Consider the following 16,661-nt stretch of genomic DNA (forward strand, 5'->3'; position numbering starts at 1 on the left):
CATGATGGGGGAATTTTAATGCGCTTACAAGAATGGACGATAGAAGAACAAGATTTGCTTATTCAGTTTATGACGACAAACTCATGGCCTTACCATGATAGTAGTCAGCCAGGTCGCGAGTTGCTTGAAAAGTCGATTGAAGAAGGCGGCTATGCATCTGATGACGTAAAGACATTCTGGATTGAGAATAATGAAAACGAAAAAGTGGGAATCGTAAAAGTCTATGACTTACAAGAAGATGTACCATTATTCGACTTGCGGATTGCTGATCATTTTAGAGGTTATGGTTATGGTTCGCGAGCGCTGAAAAAACTTACGCAATACGTGTTCGAATTACCGGAGCATAAGATTCGTATAGAAGGACATACACGCCATGATAATGCGGCTATGCGTAAAGCGTTTGAGCGGGCCGGTTTTGTAAAGGAAGCACATTTGCGCCAAGCATGGTTCCTTCCGAAAGAGAATACGTATTATGATGCGGTAACATATGGAATGACGAGAGAAGATTATGAAGCTGGAACAACAACGCCTGTGCGTTGGGAAGACCGAGAACGTGATGTTAAGAGCATACCCGGTTTTAAAGAACAGCTACAATCTGAACGGCTACATATTCGAGCGCCTGAATTAAACGACGTGATGGATGTTTGGGGTGCGGTATCACATTCAATGCCTACGTTACGTAAGTGGACTGGATGGGCGCAGAAGGATATGACGATTGAAACGACAGAGGAATATGTACGCCATTCAGTTTCTGAGTTCATCAGTAGAAAATCTTTGAACTTTCATCTGTTTTTAAAAGAAACGGGTGAATTCATTGGTTGCGCAGGTTTCCATCATATCGATTGGAGCATTCGTAAGTTTGAAGTAGAGTATTGGCTGGATACAAAGTTTGAAGGTGAAGGCTATATGACAGAAGCGATCAAAGAACTTGTGGAGTTTGCATTTACAGATTTATCGGCTGTGCGGATTGAATTGGTTTGTGATGAGAACCATAGTAAAGGTCGTGCAGTAGCAAAACGAACAAATTTTGAACTGGAAGGGATTTTACGCAAAAATGCCCCTTCTGCGAATGGGCAAGGCCTACGCAACACATGTGTGTATGCGATAGTTACCTGATCACAGAAGGAGCACTTTAAGCTAGTTTTCACTATATCGAACGTCTTCCAGTTATTAATTGAATGACAAAGATAATGCCAGCAATTACTAAAAGTGTGTGGATTAAGCCACCGCCAATATTTGCTACTAAACCAATTACCCATAATGCTATTAGAACTACGATAATAAGCCATAATAAACGACCCATGATGAATCAACTCCTTTTCATTGTTATTTGCTATGTAAGTATATTACCCACCCTTTCAAATCTTAAACTTTTAAGATTTGAAAGGGTGGATGTTGAGAGTCAAATGAGGAGGCGATAGTTTGGCTACACCGAGTATGGAAGACTATATAGAACAAATTTATTTACAATTAGAAACAAGAGGTGAAGCGCGTGTGTCCGACGTGGCAGAGGCGCTTTCGGTACTCCCTTCGTCTGTAACCAAAATGGCCCAGCGGCTGGATCGTGAAGGCTATGTACACTATGAGCGCTATCGGGGATTGGCATTGACAGAACGCGGTTTGCGCTTTGGTAAAAAACTTGTGCATCGCCATGAATTACTGGAACAATTCCTGCGTATCATAGGTGTGGAAGAAGAAAATATCTATGGAGACGTAGAAGGGATTGAACATCACTTAAGTTGGAATGCGATGGATCGTATTACTGACCTAGTAGAGACACTTGAGTCTGATCCTGAATTTATAAAAAAATTAAAAAGTAAAGCACTCTAGAGAGGATTGTCCTATATGACATTATTACAGCCAGGTACACTTGCATCGCTCAAAATACTTCGCAAAGAAGGATCACGCTTTGTATTGGACGCTGCCGGAGAAGAAATCTATATGAATGAATCCGAAGCACCCGATGCACAAGAGCATTCGACAATAGAAGTTTTTCTTTATATCAACAGAAGAGGCGAACTAACAGGTACTGCGCAAATTCCGTCCGTTACAGTTCATTCATTCGGATGGGCAAAAGTTATTCGTTTGGACAGAAATGAAGGGGCCTACGTAGATATTGGTGCATCTTTTGAAGTGCTAATCAATCGAGCGGACTTTCCACAAATCAAAGAACTATGGCCACAGCCAGGTGATGAATTATATATGACGCTACGTTCAGATCCAGGAGGCAACTTGTTCGGACGTCTAGTGACTGAAGAAAGAATCCAGGAGCACTATACAATAGCGGAAGCAGATATGTACAATCAGAATGTCAAAGCAAGAGCGTACCGCTTGCTGCCAATAGGTACGTTCCTATTGACGGAAGACATCCAACGTATTTTCGTTCACGAAACAGAACGTAAAGCTGAGCCGAGATTAGGTGAAGAAGTAGATGTTCGGATTATTGAAGTCCATGAAGACGGCACAATGAACGGCTCATTATTACCAAGGAAACAAGACCGTTTACAAACAGATGGCGAACAAATTTTAGCGTATTTGCACCAGTCGGGCGGTAAAATGCCATTTACCGATAAATCTACTCCTGAAGAAATCGATGAGATGTTCCAGATGAGTAAGGGTGCCTTCAAACGTGCACTTGGTACGTTGATGAGAGAACGAAGAATTACACAACAAGACGGTTGGACAACACTTATATAATCATAAACGCAACTTTCTTATGAGCCTCAACGTATCTATACATATAGAACAAGGAGGAATGACTGTATGAAAAAAAGATTAGCCTCTCTACTGACTTTCATGATGATGGTCGCAATCATAGCACCGGCTGTGGTATCAGCAGATAAAGTCATCAATGAAAAACTGGGAGTTCCGATTGTAGTATATGGTTCAAATTTATCGGATAGTGAAAAAGCGAGTGTTAAAGAAAGTTTAACAGTCGCTAATGAAGCTGAAGTGGAAGAATTATCAGTGGACGGCAATGATTTAATCAAGTATATTCCTGGCGGTGACCGAAATGCCCGAATGTATTCTTCTGCCAAGATCACTAGACAAGAAGAAGGCGAAGGCCTTGTCATCAATATTGTGACGCCAGACAATATTACGCAAGTAACGGCAGACATGTATGCAACGGCTATGACGACAGCAGGTATTGAAGACGCCATAGTAGAAGTCGCGGCTCCCAAAAAGGTAACGGGTCATTCTGCTCTCGTTGGAATCTACAAGGCATATGAAGTGTCAGGAGAGGTTCTTGATACCGAACGTACAGATGTAGCAAATGATGAATTGAGTCTAGCAACGAAGCTTTCAGAAAAAGCAGGCGTTAATCAAGATGAAGTAGCTAAATTGCTAACGGAAATAAAAAAACAGATTTCGGAACAAAAGCCGGCAACGAAGGAAGACGTAGAACAAATTGTCCATGATCAATTGCAGAAATTTAATATAGAGTTGAACGAAGCAGATCGTCAATTGTTAATTGACTTAATGGATCGTATTTCTAAACTTGATATCGACTTCTCGAAGCTTAACGAACAACTCTCTGACATGACATCAAAAATTAAAGATAAATTAGGCAATATCGATCCAAGTTTCTGGGAAAAGGTAAAAGAGTTTTTCAGAAATATGGCGGATTCTCTTAAATCTTTGTTTAGTTAAGTTGTCATTGTGGTACGTTACAGAGTAGACGTATAACTACAAAGGAGGGATATGCATGAGTGAAAATAAAGATATTGAGCAGCGTGAAGGAATTGATTTTGAGCTCGTGAAGTTAGGCGGATCGAAGTACGCGTATCAATATAAAGTAGCGGACGATGTGAAAGCGGAAATCGAGTGGACTGAAGAAAATGGGATTATGACGATGACACATACCTATACAGACAATTCATTACGCGGCCAAGGTGTCGCCAAGAAATTGCTTGACCAAGCAGCCGATAATGCACGTGAAAAAGGATTAAAGATGAAAGCGGTTTGTTCGTATGTCGTGAATGCGTTCGACCGAAGTGATGAATACAACGACGTAAAAGCATAAGTGGTTTTACTGAATGGCTACGCGTTAAAAGTTCCCCATCACTTTATGAAACTTTTCTCATTTTTGTACGTATAGTTAATAGAGAAAAAACTAGCAGAAGAGGATGAAGTGGAATGATTAATCGTACGGCAGAGCGCGTACTCGGTATCATATCGGCTGTTTTATTGACACTGAGCGTTTTAGGTGCTGCGTTAGTAGCGTTCATTTGGAATATGGCAAGCACGGATCCAACATTCATGGATGAATTCCATAAAGGCATTGTGAGTGAAGGAGTATTAAACACTGAAGAAGTGGATATGTTCATGTCGTTTATGGGCTCTTTTTCTACTATCATATGGGTTTTGGTAGTGGTAGCATTTATAGGTTTAGTATTGAATATTATCGGTCTAGTAAAGGTTTGGAACAATAAGAATCCAAAAACGGCTGGTATATTATTCATTATTGCAGGCCTGTTAGGTGGATTCCTATCCTTGCCATCCATCCTACTCTACATCGCGGCCATTCTTTGTTTCACAAAGAAATCCCCAATGGCTCCAGAACCTTCATCTGATGAATACGTCTCAACACAATCTAACTGGATGAACTAAATACTAACTGACATTAAAAGACCCTTTTCTTTAAGAAAAGGGTCTTAAGTATACGTTCTAGTAGTTACTCTGTAATTAAAGAAAACATGCTAGTTTATTTTAAGTGAAAGACGACCATACTCACTAGAAAGTGTCCGATTGAGTAGTAAACGGTGTCTTTCTAGTAACTCATCTACACTTTGGTCAAGTATGTGCAGGTTGTGTGATGGGCAATGAATAATGAAGAATGTTCACGGAAACACCTTCAAATAATTCAGGGAACGACTCAACAAAATTAAATCCTTGTTTTGCATAAAATTCTTGAAGTGCTATATCATTTTGATCGACATACACATCGACATTTACAGCTTCCTGTAACGTTACAAGTGCTTCTTTTAACAATGCTTCCTCGTATCCGCTATTCCAACACCCAGGAAGCATATGAAGCGCTGTTAATTCACTCTCACCATCTACATCAATCGGCGTATAGCTTAAATATCCGATAGAATTCCCTAGCTCGTCTATTGCGAGCAATACCATGGTCTTTTCCAATTGCTTCTTCAGCATTAAATCGGAATACGTACGCTCAATATATGCTTTGATCACTTCTGTAGGTATATGTTGTTGAAATGTATGTTGCCATGCCGTATGGGCAATCTGTTGAACATCTGGAATGTCTTCTACTGTCATTTTACGAATCATAGTGATCTCACCTCTAGTTCTCTTTCTACATAGTATAACAAATTGGGCTTTGCAAAACTACTATGCGGTGAAAACACTAACGACACCTGAAGTAATTCATAAACTATGATCTATTCGTAAAATAAGAAATGATCTTCAAAAGTCATTTGCATCCTAAGTTTAAAATTACAAAGCAACTAACCAAGCCGTAGACGTTTGAAAGTAAGACTGTGGGGTATATTAAGCAGTAGGTAGAAATTCGCTACAATTACATTACGATGGAGGATGGTAAATATGGCTAAAAAATCAAATGGGTTATTATTCGCAACACTTGCAGCAGGTGCTTACGCTTTCTTTAGTAAAAAGGAAAATCGTGATAAGGCAATGGAAACAGTAGGTGTGTTGAAAGAAAAAGTAGACACATTTGTTAATAACAATAAATTGGTTGACCAAGCGACTGAAAAAGTTGGACATTCAGATCCGACAGATTTGAGAGATAACAACATGGTATCTGAGGGAGCACAGACAAGTGTTCATTACTACAATCAAGAAGTACAAGATCCAGATAAAAATGCCGCAAAAAAAGATGGTCTTTACAAGAAAAACGAAGATACGAATGATAACAAACCGCTATATAACAAAGATGAATCAACTAAGGAAGCGGAAAAAAATAATAAATCCAACTAAACCTCATCATAGTAAAATACTAAAAGCGCCCCTTATAAAGGGGCGCTTTAATACATATATAGCGTTAACTACATAAGGGGTAGATAATTGTGGGGGATAAGGTAAAATAATGTATATATATAGTAATAGATCTTGCGTAGTCATATATATAGAATGAGTGGGGTGATACTCATGACGAGCAAGAATATAGAAGCGTCTAATTTGGATTTGATCCGTGTTATTGAGAAAGAGGGAAACACAGAGCAAGCAAAGTTGTTTTTTTATCTAGAAAAAGAATTTCTTACGCAGATCTTCAATCTGGAGAAAGACGGTGCACGTTCTAGTCTTAAGGAAATAAGGGAGATTCTGTATGAATATAAACCTAGACATTCATATGAAATAGTAAAATATTATTTTATTATCCTTTCTTCCATTATCACAAGACGCTTACAAAAAGAATCTATTTTTACTGAAGAAAATGCCTTTATCTTTAATGTGGCTTGTATAGAAATGATCGAAACCAATCTGCATAGAGAAAACTTGGTGGAAATTGGAGACGAATTAGTCGAGTTTTACTGTTACATCTTGAAAGGAAAAATAAAACCTTCGCTGTCGCATGAAACGGTTAATGAAGTCATTCAGTACATAAATGAAAATGTTAAAAATCCATTAATCGTTGATGAAATTGCAAAACATTTCAATGTTAGTACAAGTCACCTCTCTCGCATTTTTCGAGAACATACATCTGTTACATTAGTAGAATATATTACAATCCGTAAAATCGAAGAGATACAGTTTTATTTACGTTTCTCTACTATAAAGATTGCAGAAATTGCAGAGAGATTTCATTTTTGTAATCAAAGTTATTTCACACGTGTCTTTAAGAAGTATACGGGATTAACGCCTAGACGCTTTCGGAAGGAACTAGATAGAAATTACTTTCAATTTACTTTAAAAAAAGGTGATTCACTGTAAATTTACCGCTGTTTGCTGTATACTTTTCTTTAGTTTGAGATAGCGTAGGTGAAATCATTGAAGAAAAGAATAGGACTCGTGAGTTTACTAGCAATTACTACTGTGTTTTTAAGTGGTTGTTCAGGTGTAGAAAACAAAACAGGTATTTTTTACAGTACATTTGTTAGACCGATGGATTGGTTGCTTCATTATCTAGGGGAAGCGTTCAATGGGAATTATGGCTTTGCGATCGTACTGATTACCGTAGCGATTCGTGTAGTTTTGATGCCGTTGATGTTAAAGAACTATAAATCTCAACAAGAGATGAAGGTAAAGATGGATGGATTAAGACCAGAAATGGAAGATATCCAAAAGCGTATGAAAGCATCTAAGGAAGCTCAGGATAAGGAAGAGCAAATGAAGCTTCAACAGGAAATGATGGGATTGTATTCTAAGCATGGTGTCAATCCGTTAAACATGGGTTGTTTACCGCTTGTAATTCAAATGCCAATCATCATGGGCCTATACTTTGCTATACTTTATGCACCACCTGAAGTGAAAAATCATGAATTCTTATGGTTTAAACTAGGTGAACCAGATATTATTATGATGTTAGTAGCCGGAGCTGTATACTTTGTCCAAGCACGCGTGTCATTGTGGACGATGCCTGAACAGCAACAGAAACAAATGAAGTTATTTATTTACATGTCACCTATTATGATTATGTTCATTTCGTATACTGTAATGGCTGCATTACCACTCTATTGGGCAGTCGGAGGATTACTGTTAATTTTCCAAACGTATCTTGGACGTAAATTTTACTTTAAACATGTTGAACCGCCAGTAGCGGAAGAAAAGTAAGGTACTCTGAAAGCTGGTGCATACCGGCTTTTTTTGTTGCCAACAATGGAGAGGAAGAGTTGCATGAAATTGAAATGGATCATGGGCTTGGCAATTACAGCTTCTGCCGCAGCAGCGCTGTACTTTATCATCAAGTTAAATTTAGAATTCGCCATTTTGTTCATGCTAATCATGTTTACCTTCACCAATGCCGCACGAACCATTATGTATAGAAACGAAGGTTTGATGCGTGAAGCGAAATGGATGCTTTGGATGGCACTAGGTTTCGGAGTAGGTTCACTAGGAGCATTAGCGTACATCTTACTGTTTTAAGCAAAGGAAAGGCCGCAAATAAAACAGCGGCCTTTCCTTTTATTCAATTTTACGAGAAATATGATGCCTTGTTCCAAAACTTACCGTCAATGCTCCTACGGAACAAAAAGCCATAACGAGGAATGCAAGGCGGGGTGACTGGTCATACAAGTATCCGGCAGGGAATGTCAAAATCGCGATACTGAGACTCAATGCCACGGCTGCATAGACACCTTGCGCAGGAGCGATGAGACGATGTGGCACGCTCTTTGATAGGTATTGAATGAATGCAAAATGTGCCATGCCGAATGATACCGAGTGAAGAACTTGTGTTGCAATAAATACACTAGTCATAGGGAAGAGAAAAATGGAAATCCAACGAATGGAAGAACCAATTGCGGCTATTAGGAAAATCGTCGACGTCTTAACACCGGTAAGCAAACGATCCGCCTGTGTGAAAAATATGATTTCAAACAGCACTGCGATATTGAGGATCAATCCGATATAAAAACCGTTGATTCCCATGTCATCCAAAAAGATAAACCCATAGTTATAATACGAAGCATGTGAGCCTTGCAGTAAAATCGCAATACATAAGACGATTACAAAAGATTTATTGGCGAATAAAGCTCGCAGCTGACCCTTCTGTGCTACGGAATCTCCAACTGGATGGTATTGCAATACGACAGGAACGGATTGAAAGGAAAATATCAAGCCCATACCGAGTCCGATGATCATCATATACAAAATAGCTTGTTCACTCCAGATTGCCGTTACCGTACCGATCAAGAGCAGGGCGACAGTGTAGCCAATTGAACCGAATGAGCGGCTCTTGCCATAATGAATTTGTCCATGTTGCATCAATAAAGATGCACCACTTTCCACGCTCGGAAGGATGATAGGATAAATGGAGCTGAATAAAACCGTCAATCCAAATAGAATCGCAAAAGGACTTTCGGGAATATAAGCAAGCGCGAGAACGAAGGATAAAAAAATAGTCCAACGTATAACACGCAGGAGTGACATATTTCGTGTAGCGTACGGAAATAGGAAGAACGTGGAGAAAGACCTAACGATCATCCCTACACCCATCATGACGCTAGCCTGTGTTACCGAAAGACCTTTTGCTGAAGTCAGCCAACCTGTCCAATAAGGTAAAAAGATCCCCCATGTAAAGAAAAATATAAAAAAGCTCATCGAGAGCCAACGTTGATTATTCACATGCACTACCTCACAATAATGGCTGAATCTTAAGTTACGTAAATACTAGCATAGACAGACGAAAAAGAAAAATGGTGATACACTAGAATACGTAGTTTGAAACAGAGCATAATTTGGATCTAAAATAGACTGGTAGTGTAATAAGCGATTTAGAAAGAAAGCAGGGTATAGCATGAGAAATAAAAATGATGAATATTCCGCCAAGAAGCGTAGGCGGAAAAACAAATGGATAGATGGTGGGATTGTTCTTCTCTTAATTATCCTTTCGGGTAGTGTGTTATGGATAGGAACGAACGGCTGGAGCGTAGAAAATGCGGTTGATCGTATTCAAAATGGATCAAAACCAACTGTCGACTTTCTAGAAATAGAAGGGCCTTCGGATTCAGAGAGTACCGGTCCGACAAAGCGTAGCCAGGAAAATACATCCCCATCAGACATGCCGAGTGAAGCGCCACTTCGGAAGCCAGAAGATCCATTAATCAGAGAAGAAATACAAGAAGAAAAGTCTATAGGGCCAGCAGTGCCACAAAAACCAATAAAACCTTCCAATCCCACTGGTTATATAAAAGGGCAGAAGTTACCTAAAGAACCGAAGCTCATTAAAGGTGTATTACTTGTCAATAAACAATATCCTTTACCGAAAGACTATGCCCCTGGAGAAAGCGCAGAAGCGAGAGAAGCATTCAATGAGTTAGCAGCAGAAGCCGTTATATCGGGCATTAATCTGCAGGCGTTCAGTACGTATCGTTCGTATGAATATCAATCCACCTTATACAACCGTTATGTGGATAGAGATGGGCGAGAGGCGGCCGATCGTTATAGTGCACGCCCTGGATATTCTGAGCATCAGACAGGGCTTGCATTTGATATAGGTGAAGTCAATCATGAAAAACATTGGGCGTCGAATTCGTTCGGTGATACGGAAGCGGCTAAGTGGCTTGCTGCCAATGCCCATCGATTCGGATTTATCCTTCGCTATCCCAAAGGGAAAGAAGAAATGACTGGTTACATGCATGAATCTTGGCACTATCGGTATATCGGAAAAGATACAGCTGAACAACTATTTAAACGTGGCATTACTCTAGAAGAATATTTGGGTGTACGGTAAAAACAGCCGATAGAAGATCAGGATCTTCTGTCGGCTGTTTGGTTTATAAGATGGGGGAAAGTAAGCGAGAGATGGATTCCTTCACTTTAATCAATCGTTCACGCTCCAAATAAGCATCTAATGTCAGCTCGGTTGAATTTTGAATATCTTCTTCAAAAATCTCTGCCAACTCATGTGATTTTTCTCGATCATAAATGAAAGCATTCACTTCGAAATTCAAGCGGAAACTACGGACGTCTATATTTGCAGTTCCTACTGACGAAACTTTATCATCCACTACGATTTGCTTAGCATGGATGAAACCATTTTCATAAATATATATTCTCGCTCCAGCTTTTAATAAAATACCAACATTCGAATAGGTCGCCCAGTAAACAAACATATGATCCGGCTTATTAGGAATCATAATTCGCACGTCTACACCCGATAGACACGCGATCCGGAGTGCATCAAGCATACTCGTATCAGGAATAAAATAAGGCGTCTGAATATAGATGTAGTCTTGTGCCAAAAATATCATTTTCAAATAGCCATCTTTAATATCTTCCCACTCCGAATCAGGTCCGCTAGACACAATCTGCAAGCCGACATCCCCTTTGCGAGGAATCGCTGGGAAAAATCGCTCATTGTATTGAATATTTGTTTTAGGAGAAGCTTGATTCCAATCGAGTATAAAGCGCGTTTGTAATGGATGAACTGCACTTCCCTCTATTCGAAGATGGGTATCGCGCCAGTAACCGAATTTCTTGCTAAGGCCCAAATATTCATCCCCAACGTTAAATCCACCGATGTAACCAATTCGTCCATCGACAATTACAATCTTCCGATGATTCCGGTAATTTAAACGTGGATTGATCAATGGCAGCAAGGCGGGGAAGAACGCTGCCACTTCACCTCCGCTATCGATCAATTCATGAAAATTTTTCACATGCAAACCACGTGAACCAATATCGTCAAACAGCATTCGGACTTTTACACCCGATTTCGCTTTACTGATTAGAATCTTTTCGATCTGCTTACCTATGCCATCCAGTCGGAAAATATAATACTGAATATGGATATGATCACGAGCATTTTCTAAGTCTTCCAGTAATGCATCGAATTTATCACGACCATCCGTATATACCTTCACATCATTATCTTGTGTTAATACGGAATGATTATTACGTAAATGTAAGTAAATCATATCGTCATATTCTTCCGTATCAGTCTTTAGAAACTCAAACGTCTCATTTTCAATAGCCTCGAGTTGATAATTAATCAGCTTTTCAATACCAATCTTACTCCTGCCTTCCCAGCGGAATAAGTGCTTTTCACGCAATTGGCGGCCGAGTAATAAATAGATAATGAAACCTAAAATCGGAACAAAGAACAGCACGAGGAGCCATGCCCAAGTACTTGTAGGATCCCGACGCTCTAAAAATATCAACGCAATGGCGAGAAATATATTAATAATCAACGTGCTTGTGATAATCAAACTAATAACTTGCGTCATATGCTTCCTCCCATAGGGTATATACTATTCCTTTAGTATAACGGAGTTGCGAATAAATAACCTATTTATAGTGTAATATGAAGCTTCTTAGGCTTCATATTAAACAATTGGGTCTGTTGTGTTTCGCAAAGAGCGTGTAGATTTCCGGAAAATAAATACGAGTCCTATGGATAGTAGAGCTATGATGGCGGAAACAAAGTACATATTTCCTGCCTGCATGGTGAATACCCACGTAAATAACAACGGTCCAATAATACGTCCCATATTATCCATCGAGTATGAGAGACCTGCCGCAGTACCATACATACCACCTGATTCTTTCGTTGTAAGAGATACGAGTACTGTCCGAACTAGTGCATTACCGGCGGTGAATACGCTCATCGCAAAACCTGCCCAAAGCAAGCTTGTGGAAAATGGAATGAGTATAAGTCCAATTGCCGTAACGACTTGCGCAACGATAATCCACGAAGTTTCCGTTCCGTTTTTGACACGTCGTACCACGCCGCCTTGAATGGCTGCATCTACTAAGCCACTAGCCATAAATAAATACCCAAGTTGCAATGGCGTGATTTGAATCTTATCTATTTGAAAGAGTTGGAATGTTGCTTCCACACCAGCAAGTAAAAAAGTAATAATAAATGAAGTGATAAATAGATAACGAATACGATACGTCCATAGAGTAGAGGCACCTTTGGGAATAATTGTCCGTTTATTTCCTTCACTATGACGTTTTGGCTCTTTCAAAACAATCATAGCGTACACTGCTAATAATAACGTTAAAGCACCAGAAGCGATGAATGGTAATTGCAAATGAACGTCACCAAGAATACCACCAATTGCTGGGCCGAAAATAAAGCCAAGACCAATTGACATACCGAGCAAACCCATATATTTATTACGATTCTCCTCAGTTGTGATATCAGCGACAAAACCCGTTACGGCCGTATACAGCGCACCTGAGAAAATACCCCCAACTACACGTGAAACATAGAGCAATACAATATGGTGCATGAATGCTGCGAATAAAAAGAAACTGACGCTAAAGCCAAGTAACCCAATCATAATCAGTTTCTTTCTACCAGTGCGGTCAGACAGCGCACCCCATAACGGTGCAGTGAAAAATGAAGACAAGGCATAAATTGTCAGCAAGCCACCGACATGCACTTTCGAAAAGCCTTCAGCGAGTATAACCTCGGGTAGAATAGGGATAATGATGCCGAAGCCAAGATAAACGAAGAACTGGACGGACATTAATAATAAGATCGTTTTCTTCATGTGTAACCTGCTTTCTGAATGAATAGTTTCTTTCTTATCGTACGATGAATAGGAGGATCATTCAAGTAGAAGTGAGGGGATAGAAGCTCCAGTTGGCGGTCGCTTTCCTATGTGCTCGCGGTGAGCCAACCAGGTCGCGAGCTCCCTATTGGTTGGCTCACCGCGGGCCCATAAGACACGCTTCCCCTTCGAAACACAAATCCCCAACCCAACAACCTTACCAGCCTATCTGTTTAGCTTATTTAATCCTTCACTTCAGAAAAGAAAAAGACTGCCCTTGGAAGTCATTTACGATTCCTCGGGCAGCCTTATATTTTTCTTAATGCAACTTCACACGCTGCAATCGTAACGCGTTCAATACAACTGACACTGAACTAAATGCCATTGCAGCACCTGCTAACCAAGGTGCTAACAAACCGGCCGCTGCAATTGGAATACCGATCGAGTTATACGCCAACGCCCAGAACAAGTTCTGCTTAATATTCCTGACCGTCAACTCACTCATATTCAGCGTATCCACTACACGCAACAAATCGCCATGCATAAGTGTGACGTCAGCCGCTTCCATCGCGACCGCTGTTCCGGTACCCATTGCCATACCAATATCGGCTACCGCAAGAGCGGGTGCGTCGTTTATGCCGTCACCGACCATAGCTACGCGCTTTCCTTCAGCTTGTAAGGTGCGGATGACCTCTGCCTTACGGTCCGGCAATACGCCTGCAATGACATGGTCAATGCCTGCGGTGTTTGCAATCGCTTTAGCTGTCATATGTTGATCACCAGTCAACATGATGACATCGAGATTCATCGCACGAAGCTCAGCGATTGCTTGCTTCGATGTATCTTTAATGGTATCTGCGACGGCAATAATTGCTTCATGTATACCGTCTACCGCCATGAACATGACGGTCTTGCCGTCGCCTTCCATTTGTTCTACGGAAGCAATTGTAGAATCAAATTCCACGTCATGAAGAGAAAGTAGGTTTCTCGTTCCTAGTAAAATTTTTTGCCCGTCAATTATTGTTTGAATTCCGTAACCGGGAATTGCTTCAAATGACTCAACGGTAGGTAACGAAGAAAGATGCTGCAGCCCATGTGACGTAATGGCTTTTGCCACTGGATGCTCGGAGTCACTCTCAGCCGCGGCAGCAAGTGACAGTAATGACATACGCTGTTTTTCATTGCGAACGTGGAAATCTGTTAGTTCTGGAAGACCTTTTGTAATGGTTCCTGTTTTATCAAAAACTATCGTATCGATCGACCGAGTTTGTTCCATTGCGACGGCAGTTTTAAACAACACGCCTTCTTCGGCCGCCCGTCCTGAACCTGCCATGATGGAAGTAGGGGTGGCGAGACCAAGCGCGCATGGACAGGCAATGACTAAAACAGCAATCATACTTGTTAAGGAAGCTTCGAAATCACCAGGTGCAACTATGAAATACCATATGAGGAACGTGATGGCCGCAATCCCTACAACGATAGGTACAAACACGCTAGAGATCTTGTCAGCTAGTCTCTGGATTGGTGCTTTTGAACCTTGTGCTTCCTCTACTACGCGAATAATAGTGGAAATCATCGTGTCTTTACCGACATTCGATGCTTTTATCCGTAATGAACCATTGGCGTTCACGGTAGCAGCAAACACTTCATCGCCTTGTTGTTTATCGACAGGTAAACTTTCGCCCGTTAGCATCGATTCATCCACTGCGGAGGCTCCAGATACTACCAGTCCGTCAACGGGAATAGAAGCTCCCGGTCGAATGACGAGAATATCTCCGTGGGTTACTTCATGAATGGATATTTCCACAGCTTCTCCGTTGCTCTCCAGAATAGCCACTTGCGGTTGCAACTTCATAAGGTTTTTGATTGCATCGGAAGACCGGCCTTTTGCGCGTGCCTCGAATAATTTACCTAATAAAATCAATGTAATCAAAACTGCACTTGTTTCGAAATATAAGCCATGATCTAGTGCGTAACCAGTTAACGTAAGGTAGACCGAATAGAAGTACGCAGCAGATGTACCAAGAACAACCAATACGTCCATATTGGCGCTACCGTTACGTAGTGCTGCATACGCACCTTTATAAAATGTGGCCCCAATCCAAAACTGAACAGGCGTTGCTAGTATCCATTGGAAATAGGGATTCATAAAAATTTCGGGCACATACATCCAAGAAGTAAAGGAAAAATGTGCAAACATGGTCCACAAAAGTGGTAATGATAGAATAGATGAAAAAATTAGCTTGCGCATCTTTTCATCAATGTCTTTCTGTCGATAATCTGTTTCACTATCCGATTCTTCTATTCGGGGTGATGCTTCATAACCCACTTTTTTGATCTTCTGCAAAATATCTGCTAATTCTAAAGCGGCTGGATCATAGCTTATATGAGCGGTTTCAAGTGCCAAGTTGACGGTGGCGGATTGAATGCCTGGCATTCGTGACAATACTTTTTCAATTCGCGCGGAACAAGCGGCGCACGTCATACCGCGAATATTAAGATTGACTTCTTCTATCAGTACGTCATAACCTAGTTTTCGAATTCGCTCTTCCACTTCAGATAATCCTAGTTGGTTGGAATCAAATGTTACTACTGCTTTTTCCGTAGCGAAATTGACAGTAGCTGCCGATACGCCTTCCATTTGTTGCAATCCTTTTTCAATGCGGTTAGCACAAGCGACACACGTCATCCCTGTAATAGCAATTTCTTTTTTTTGCTCATTCATGATGCTGGTCACCTTTCTTGTTACGCTTAGACATCATATCCTTGATCTTCAATGGCTTCTGTCATTTTTTTAATGGTTACAACAGATTCGTCAAACTGCACGGCTACACTATTCGCTTTCAAATCAACCAAAGCACGTTCTACTCCTGGTAATTCCGTTAATGCACTTTCTACTGCTTGTACACAGTGATTGCATGTCATACCTTTGACATTCAAAGTAGTTGTAGTCATCTCTAATTCCTCCTATTTTCTAATTAATTTAGCTATAGTCTTAGCCAGTTCGTCTAAGACTTCTTCATCGCCTTCAGCTAATCGATTTTTGACACAGCCTTTTAAGTGTCCGTCCAACAAAACATTTGCCACACTGTTTAAAGCAGATTGTGTAGCGGATAGTTGAGTAATAATATCATCACAATACACATCGCGCTCTATCATACCCTTAATGCCTCGTATCTGACCTTCGATACGGTTTAGACGATGACTCAAGTTCGTCTTAATTTCTTCCGGATGATGACTTTTGCGACAAGAAGTTTCTACTGTATCCAGAGAAGGATCTTCAGGTAGTAACGCCACTCGATATCCACCACCTTTCGTGTATATTCAGTTTAATATACGTATAGGGGGTATGTCAAAATATCCATTTCTACGTATTAGGGTTTAAAACTTGCAAAAAAGGTGAAAATGTAACAAAAAAGAAAGATTTAAAAGGTGGTTAGCGTGGTATAATAAGGACCATAATACATTTTAAAAATATAGAACTTCACGAGCAATCAAACGTCTATATAACTGACTAGG

General features: G+C 40.4%; 19 protein-coding genes. 11 read left to right on the top strand and 8 right to left on the bottom strand.

The genetic code is table 11. From position 1 onward, the window contains the following. Window positions 1-18: 18 nt before the first annotated feature. Window positions 19-1,116 carry a GNAT family N-acetyltransferase gene (locus tag CSV67_RS15215; protein WP_099632454.1) on the top strand — a complete coding sequence of 366 codons (1,098 nt, stop codon included), beginning with the start codon at window positions 19-21 and terminating at the stop codon, window positions 1,114-1,116. A gap of 31 nt (window positions 1,117-1,147) precedes the next feature. Here CSV67_RS15215 and CSV67_RS16565 read toward each other — a convergent pair whose 3' ends face one another. Beyond that, a complete protein-coding gene (locus tag CSV67_RS16565) occupies window positions 1,148-1,303 on the bottom strand; it encodes a lmo0937 family membrane protein (protein WP_143560718.1) in 156 nt (51 codons plus the stop codon). Window positions 1,304-1,422: 119 nt separating this feature from the next. On the opposite strand from CSV67_RS16565, the gene mntR reads away from it, so the two are divergent. The 5 genes from mntR (at window position 1,423) to CSV67_RS15240 (ending at window position 4,611) form a co-directional block, all read left to right on the top strand. Continuing rightward, window positions 1,423-1,830 (top strand): transcriptional regulator MntR, encoded by a 408-nt coding sequence (gene mntR, locus CSV67_RS15220; RefSeq protein ID WP_099632455.1) that lies wholly within the window; start codon window positions 1,423-1,425, stop codon window positions 1,828-1,830. A 15-nt stretch (window positions 1,831-1,845) separates the two neighbouring features. Next, window positions 1,846-2,697 (top strand): CvfB family protein, encoded by an 852-nt coding sequence (locus CSV67_RS15225; RefSeq protein WP_099632456.1) that lies wholly within the window; start codon window positions 1,846-1,848, stop codon window positions 2,695-2,697. A 66-nt stretch (window positions 2,698-2,763) separates the two neighbouring features. After that, window positions 2,764-3,651, top strand: coding sequence for a DUF1002 domain-containing protein (locus CSV67_RS15230; protein ID WP_099632457.1), 888 nt, complete (start codon window positions 2,764-2,766; stop codon window positions 3,649-3,651). Between the two features lie 55 nt (window positions 3,652-3,706). Further along, window positions 3,707-4,024 (top strand): GNAT family N-acetyltransferase, encoded by a 318-nt coding sequence (locus CSV67_RS15235; RefSeq protein WP_233189497.1) that lies wholly within the window; start codon window positions 3,707-3,709, stop codon window positions 4,022-4,024. A 113-nt stretch (window positions 4,025-4,137) separates the two neighbouring features. Further along, window positions 4,138-4,611: a DUF4064 domain-containing protein gene (locus tag CSV67_RS15240; protein WP_099632458.1), complete on the top strand. Its 474-nt coding sequence runs from the start codon at window positions 4,138-4,140 to the stop codon at window positions 4,609-4,611. 183 nt (window positions 4,612-4,794) lie between these two features. Here the strand turns inward: CSV67_RS15240 and CSV67_RS15245 are convergent, their stop codons facing one another. Next, window positions 4,795-5,292, bottom strand: coding sequence for a GNAT family N-acetyltransferase (locus CSV67_RS15245; protein ID WP_099632459.1), 498 nt, complete (start codon window positions 5,290-5,292; stop codon window positions 4,795-4,797). A 273-nt stretch (window positions 5,293-5,565) separates the two neighbouring features. On the opposite strand from CSV67_RS15245, the gene CSV67_RS15250 reads away from it, so the two are divergent. The 4 genes from CSV67_RS15250 to CSV67_RS15265 all read left to right on the top strand — a co-directional run bounded on the left by CSV67_RS15250 (window position 5,566) and on the right by CSV67_RS15265 (window position 8,064). Then, window positions 5,566-5,958: a hypothetical protein gene (locus CSV67_RS15250; RefSeq protein WP_233189496.1), complete on the top strand. Its 393-nt coding sequence runs from the start codon at window positions 5,566-5,568 to the stop codon at window positions 5,956-5,958. Window positions 5,959-6,129: 171 nt separating this feature from the next. Next, complete coding sequence (locus tag CSV67_RS15255) at window positions 6,130-6,912, top strand: helix-turn-helix domain-containing protein (protein WP_158232962.1); 783 nt, start codon at window positions 6,130-6,132, stop codon at window positions 6,910-6,912. A 57-nt stretch (window positions 6,913-6,969) separates the two neighbouring features. Beyond that, window positions 6,970-7,752, top strand: a complete 783-nt coding sequence (yidC, locus tag CSV67_RS15260; protein WP_099632462.1) for a membrane protein insertase YidC — start codon at window positions 6,970-6,972, stop codon at window positions 7,750-7,752. Window positions 7,753-7,815: 63 nt separating this feature from the next. Then, window positions 7,816-8,064, top strand: a complete 249-nt coding sequence (locus CSV67_RS15265) for a hypothetical protein (RefSeq protein WP_099632463.1) — start codon at window positions 7,816-7,818, stop codon at window positions 8,062-8,064. Window positions 8,065-8,103: 39 nt separating this feature from the next. Here the strand turns inward: CSV67_RS15265 and CSV67_RS15270 are convergent, their stop codons facing one another. Next, window positions 8,104-9,264 carry an MFS transporter gene (locus CSV67_RS15270; RefSeq protein ID WP_099632464.1) on the bottom strand — a complete coding sequence of 387 codons (1,161 nt, stop codon included), beginning with the start codon at window positions 9,262-9,264 and terminating at the stop codon, window positions 8,104-8,106. Window positions 9,265-9,436: 172 nt separating this feature from the next. Between CSV67_RS15270 and CSV67_RS15275 the strand changes: the two genes are divergently transcribed. Further along, window positions 9,437-10,372 carry a M15 family metallopeptidase gene (locus CSV67_RS15275; RefSeq protein ID WP_099632465.1) on the top strand — a complete coding sequence of 312 codons (936 nt, stop codon included), beginning with the start codon at window positions 9,437-9,439 and terminating at the stop codon, window positions 10,370-10,372. A gap of 43 nt (window positions 10,373-10,415) precedes the next feature. On the opposite strand, the gene cls is transcribed toward CSV67_RS15275, so the two are convergent. The 5 genes from cls to CSV67_RS15300 all read right to left on the bottom strand — a co-directional run bounded on the left by cls (window position 10,416) and on the right by CSV67_RS15300 (window position 16,439). After that, complete coding sequence (gene cls / locus CSV67_RS15280; RefSeq protein ID WP_099632466.1) at window positions 10,416-11,867, bottom strand: cardiolipin synthase; 1,452 nt, start codon at window positions 11,865-11,867, stop codon at window positions 10,416-10,418. Between the two features lie 99 nt (window positions 11,868-11,966). Then, a complete protein-coding gene (locus CSV67_RS15285; RefSeq protein ID WP_099632467.1) occupies window positions 11,967-13,142 on the bottom strand; it encodes an MFS transporter in 1,176 nt (391 codons plus the stop codon). A gap of 319 nt (window positions 13,143-13,461) precedes the next feature. Continuing rightward, window positions 13,462-15,867 carry a heavy metal translocating P-type ATPase gene (locus CSV67_RS15290; RefSeq protein ID WP_099632468.1) on the bottom strand — a complete coding sequence of 802 codons (2,406 nt, stop codon included), beginning with the start codon at window positions 15,865-15,867 and terminating at the stop codon, window positions 13,462-13,464. 26 nt (window positions 15,868-15,893) lie between these two features. Continuing rightward, entirely contained in the window at window positions 15,894-16,097 is a 204-nt protein-coding gene (copZ, locus tag CSV67_RS15295) for a copper chaperone CopZ (protein WP_099632469.1), read from the bottom strand. A gap of 12 nt (window positions 16,098-16,109) precedes the next feature. Next, on the bottom strand, window positions 16,110-16,439 hold the full coding sequence (locus CSV67_RS15300) for a metal-sensitive transcriptional regulator (protein ID WP_233189495.1): 330 nt from the start codon (window positions 16,437-16,439) through the stop codon (window positions 16,110-16,112). Between the last annotated feature and the right edge of the window lie 222 nt (window positions 16,440-16,661).

It is taken from the genome of Sporosarcina sp. P2, assembly GCF_002743255.1.
Classification (GTDB): Bacteria; Bacillota; Bacilli; order Bacillales_A; family Planococcaceae; genus Sporosarcina.

Bases quoted from the DNA above. Each gene is read 5' to 3' on its own strand.
- CSV67_RS15275 (WP_099632465.1), top strand. From the start codon at position 9,437: ATGAGAAATAAAAATGATGAATATTCCGCCAAGAAGCGTAGGCGGAAA.
- CSV67_RS15265 (WP_099632463.1), top strand. From the start codon at position 7,816: ATGAAATTGAAATGGATCATGGGCTTGGCAATTACAGCTTCTGCCGCA.
- CSV67_RS15255 (WP_158232962.1), top strand. From the start codon at position 6,130: ATGACGAGCAAGAATATAGAAGCGTCTAATTTGGATTTGATCCGTGTT.
- CSV67_RS15245 (WP_099632459.1), bottom strand. From the start codon at position 5,292: ATGATTCGTAAAATGACAGTAGAAGACATTCCAGATGTTCAACAGATT.
- CSV67_RS15235 (WP_233189497.1), top strand. From the start codon at position 3,707: ATGAGTGAAAATAAAGATATTGAGCAGCGTGAAGGAATTGATTTTGAG.
- CSV67_RS15285 (WP_099632467.1), bottom strand. From the start codon at position 13,142: ATGAAGAAAACGATCTTATTATTAATGTCCGTCCAGTTCTTCGTTTAT.
- CSV67_RS15290 (WP_099632468.1), bottom strand. From the start codon at position 15,867: ATGAATGAGCAAAAAAAAGAAATTGCTATTACAGGGATGACGTGTGTC.
- copZ (WP_099632469.1), bottom strand. From the start codon at position 16,097: ATGACTACAACTACTTTGAATGTCAAAGGTATGACATGCAATCACTGT.
- CSV67_RS15250 (WP_233189496.1), top strand. From the start codon at position 5,566: ATGGCTAAAAAATCAAATGGGTTATTATTCGCAACACTTGCAGCAGGT.
- CSV67_RS15230 (WP_099632457.1), top strand. From the start codon at position 2,764: ATGAAAAAAAGATTAGCCTCTCTACTGACTTTCATGATGATGGTCGCA.
- CSV67_RS15240 (WP_099632458.1), top strand. From the start codon at position 4,138: ATGATTAATCGTACGGCAGAGCGCGTACTCGGTATCATATCGGCTGTT.
- CSV67_RS15225 (WP_099632456.1), top strand. From the start codon at position 1,846: ATGACATTATTACAGCCAGGTACACTTGCATCGCTCAAAATACTTCGC.
- CSV67_RS16565 (WP_143560718.1), bottom strand. From the start codon at position 1,303: ATGGGTCGTTTATTATGGCTTATTATCGTAGTTCTAATAGCATTATGG.
- CSV67_RS15215 (WP_099632454.1), top strand. From the start codon at position 19: ATGCGCTTACAAGAATGGACGATAGAAGAACAAGATTTGCTTATTCAG.
- cls (WP_099632466.1), bottom strand. From the start codon at position 11,867: ATGACGCAAGTTATTAGTTTGATTATCACAAGCACGTTGATTATTAAT.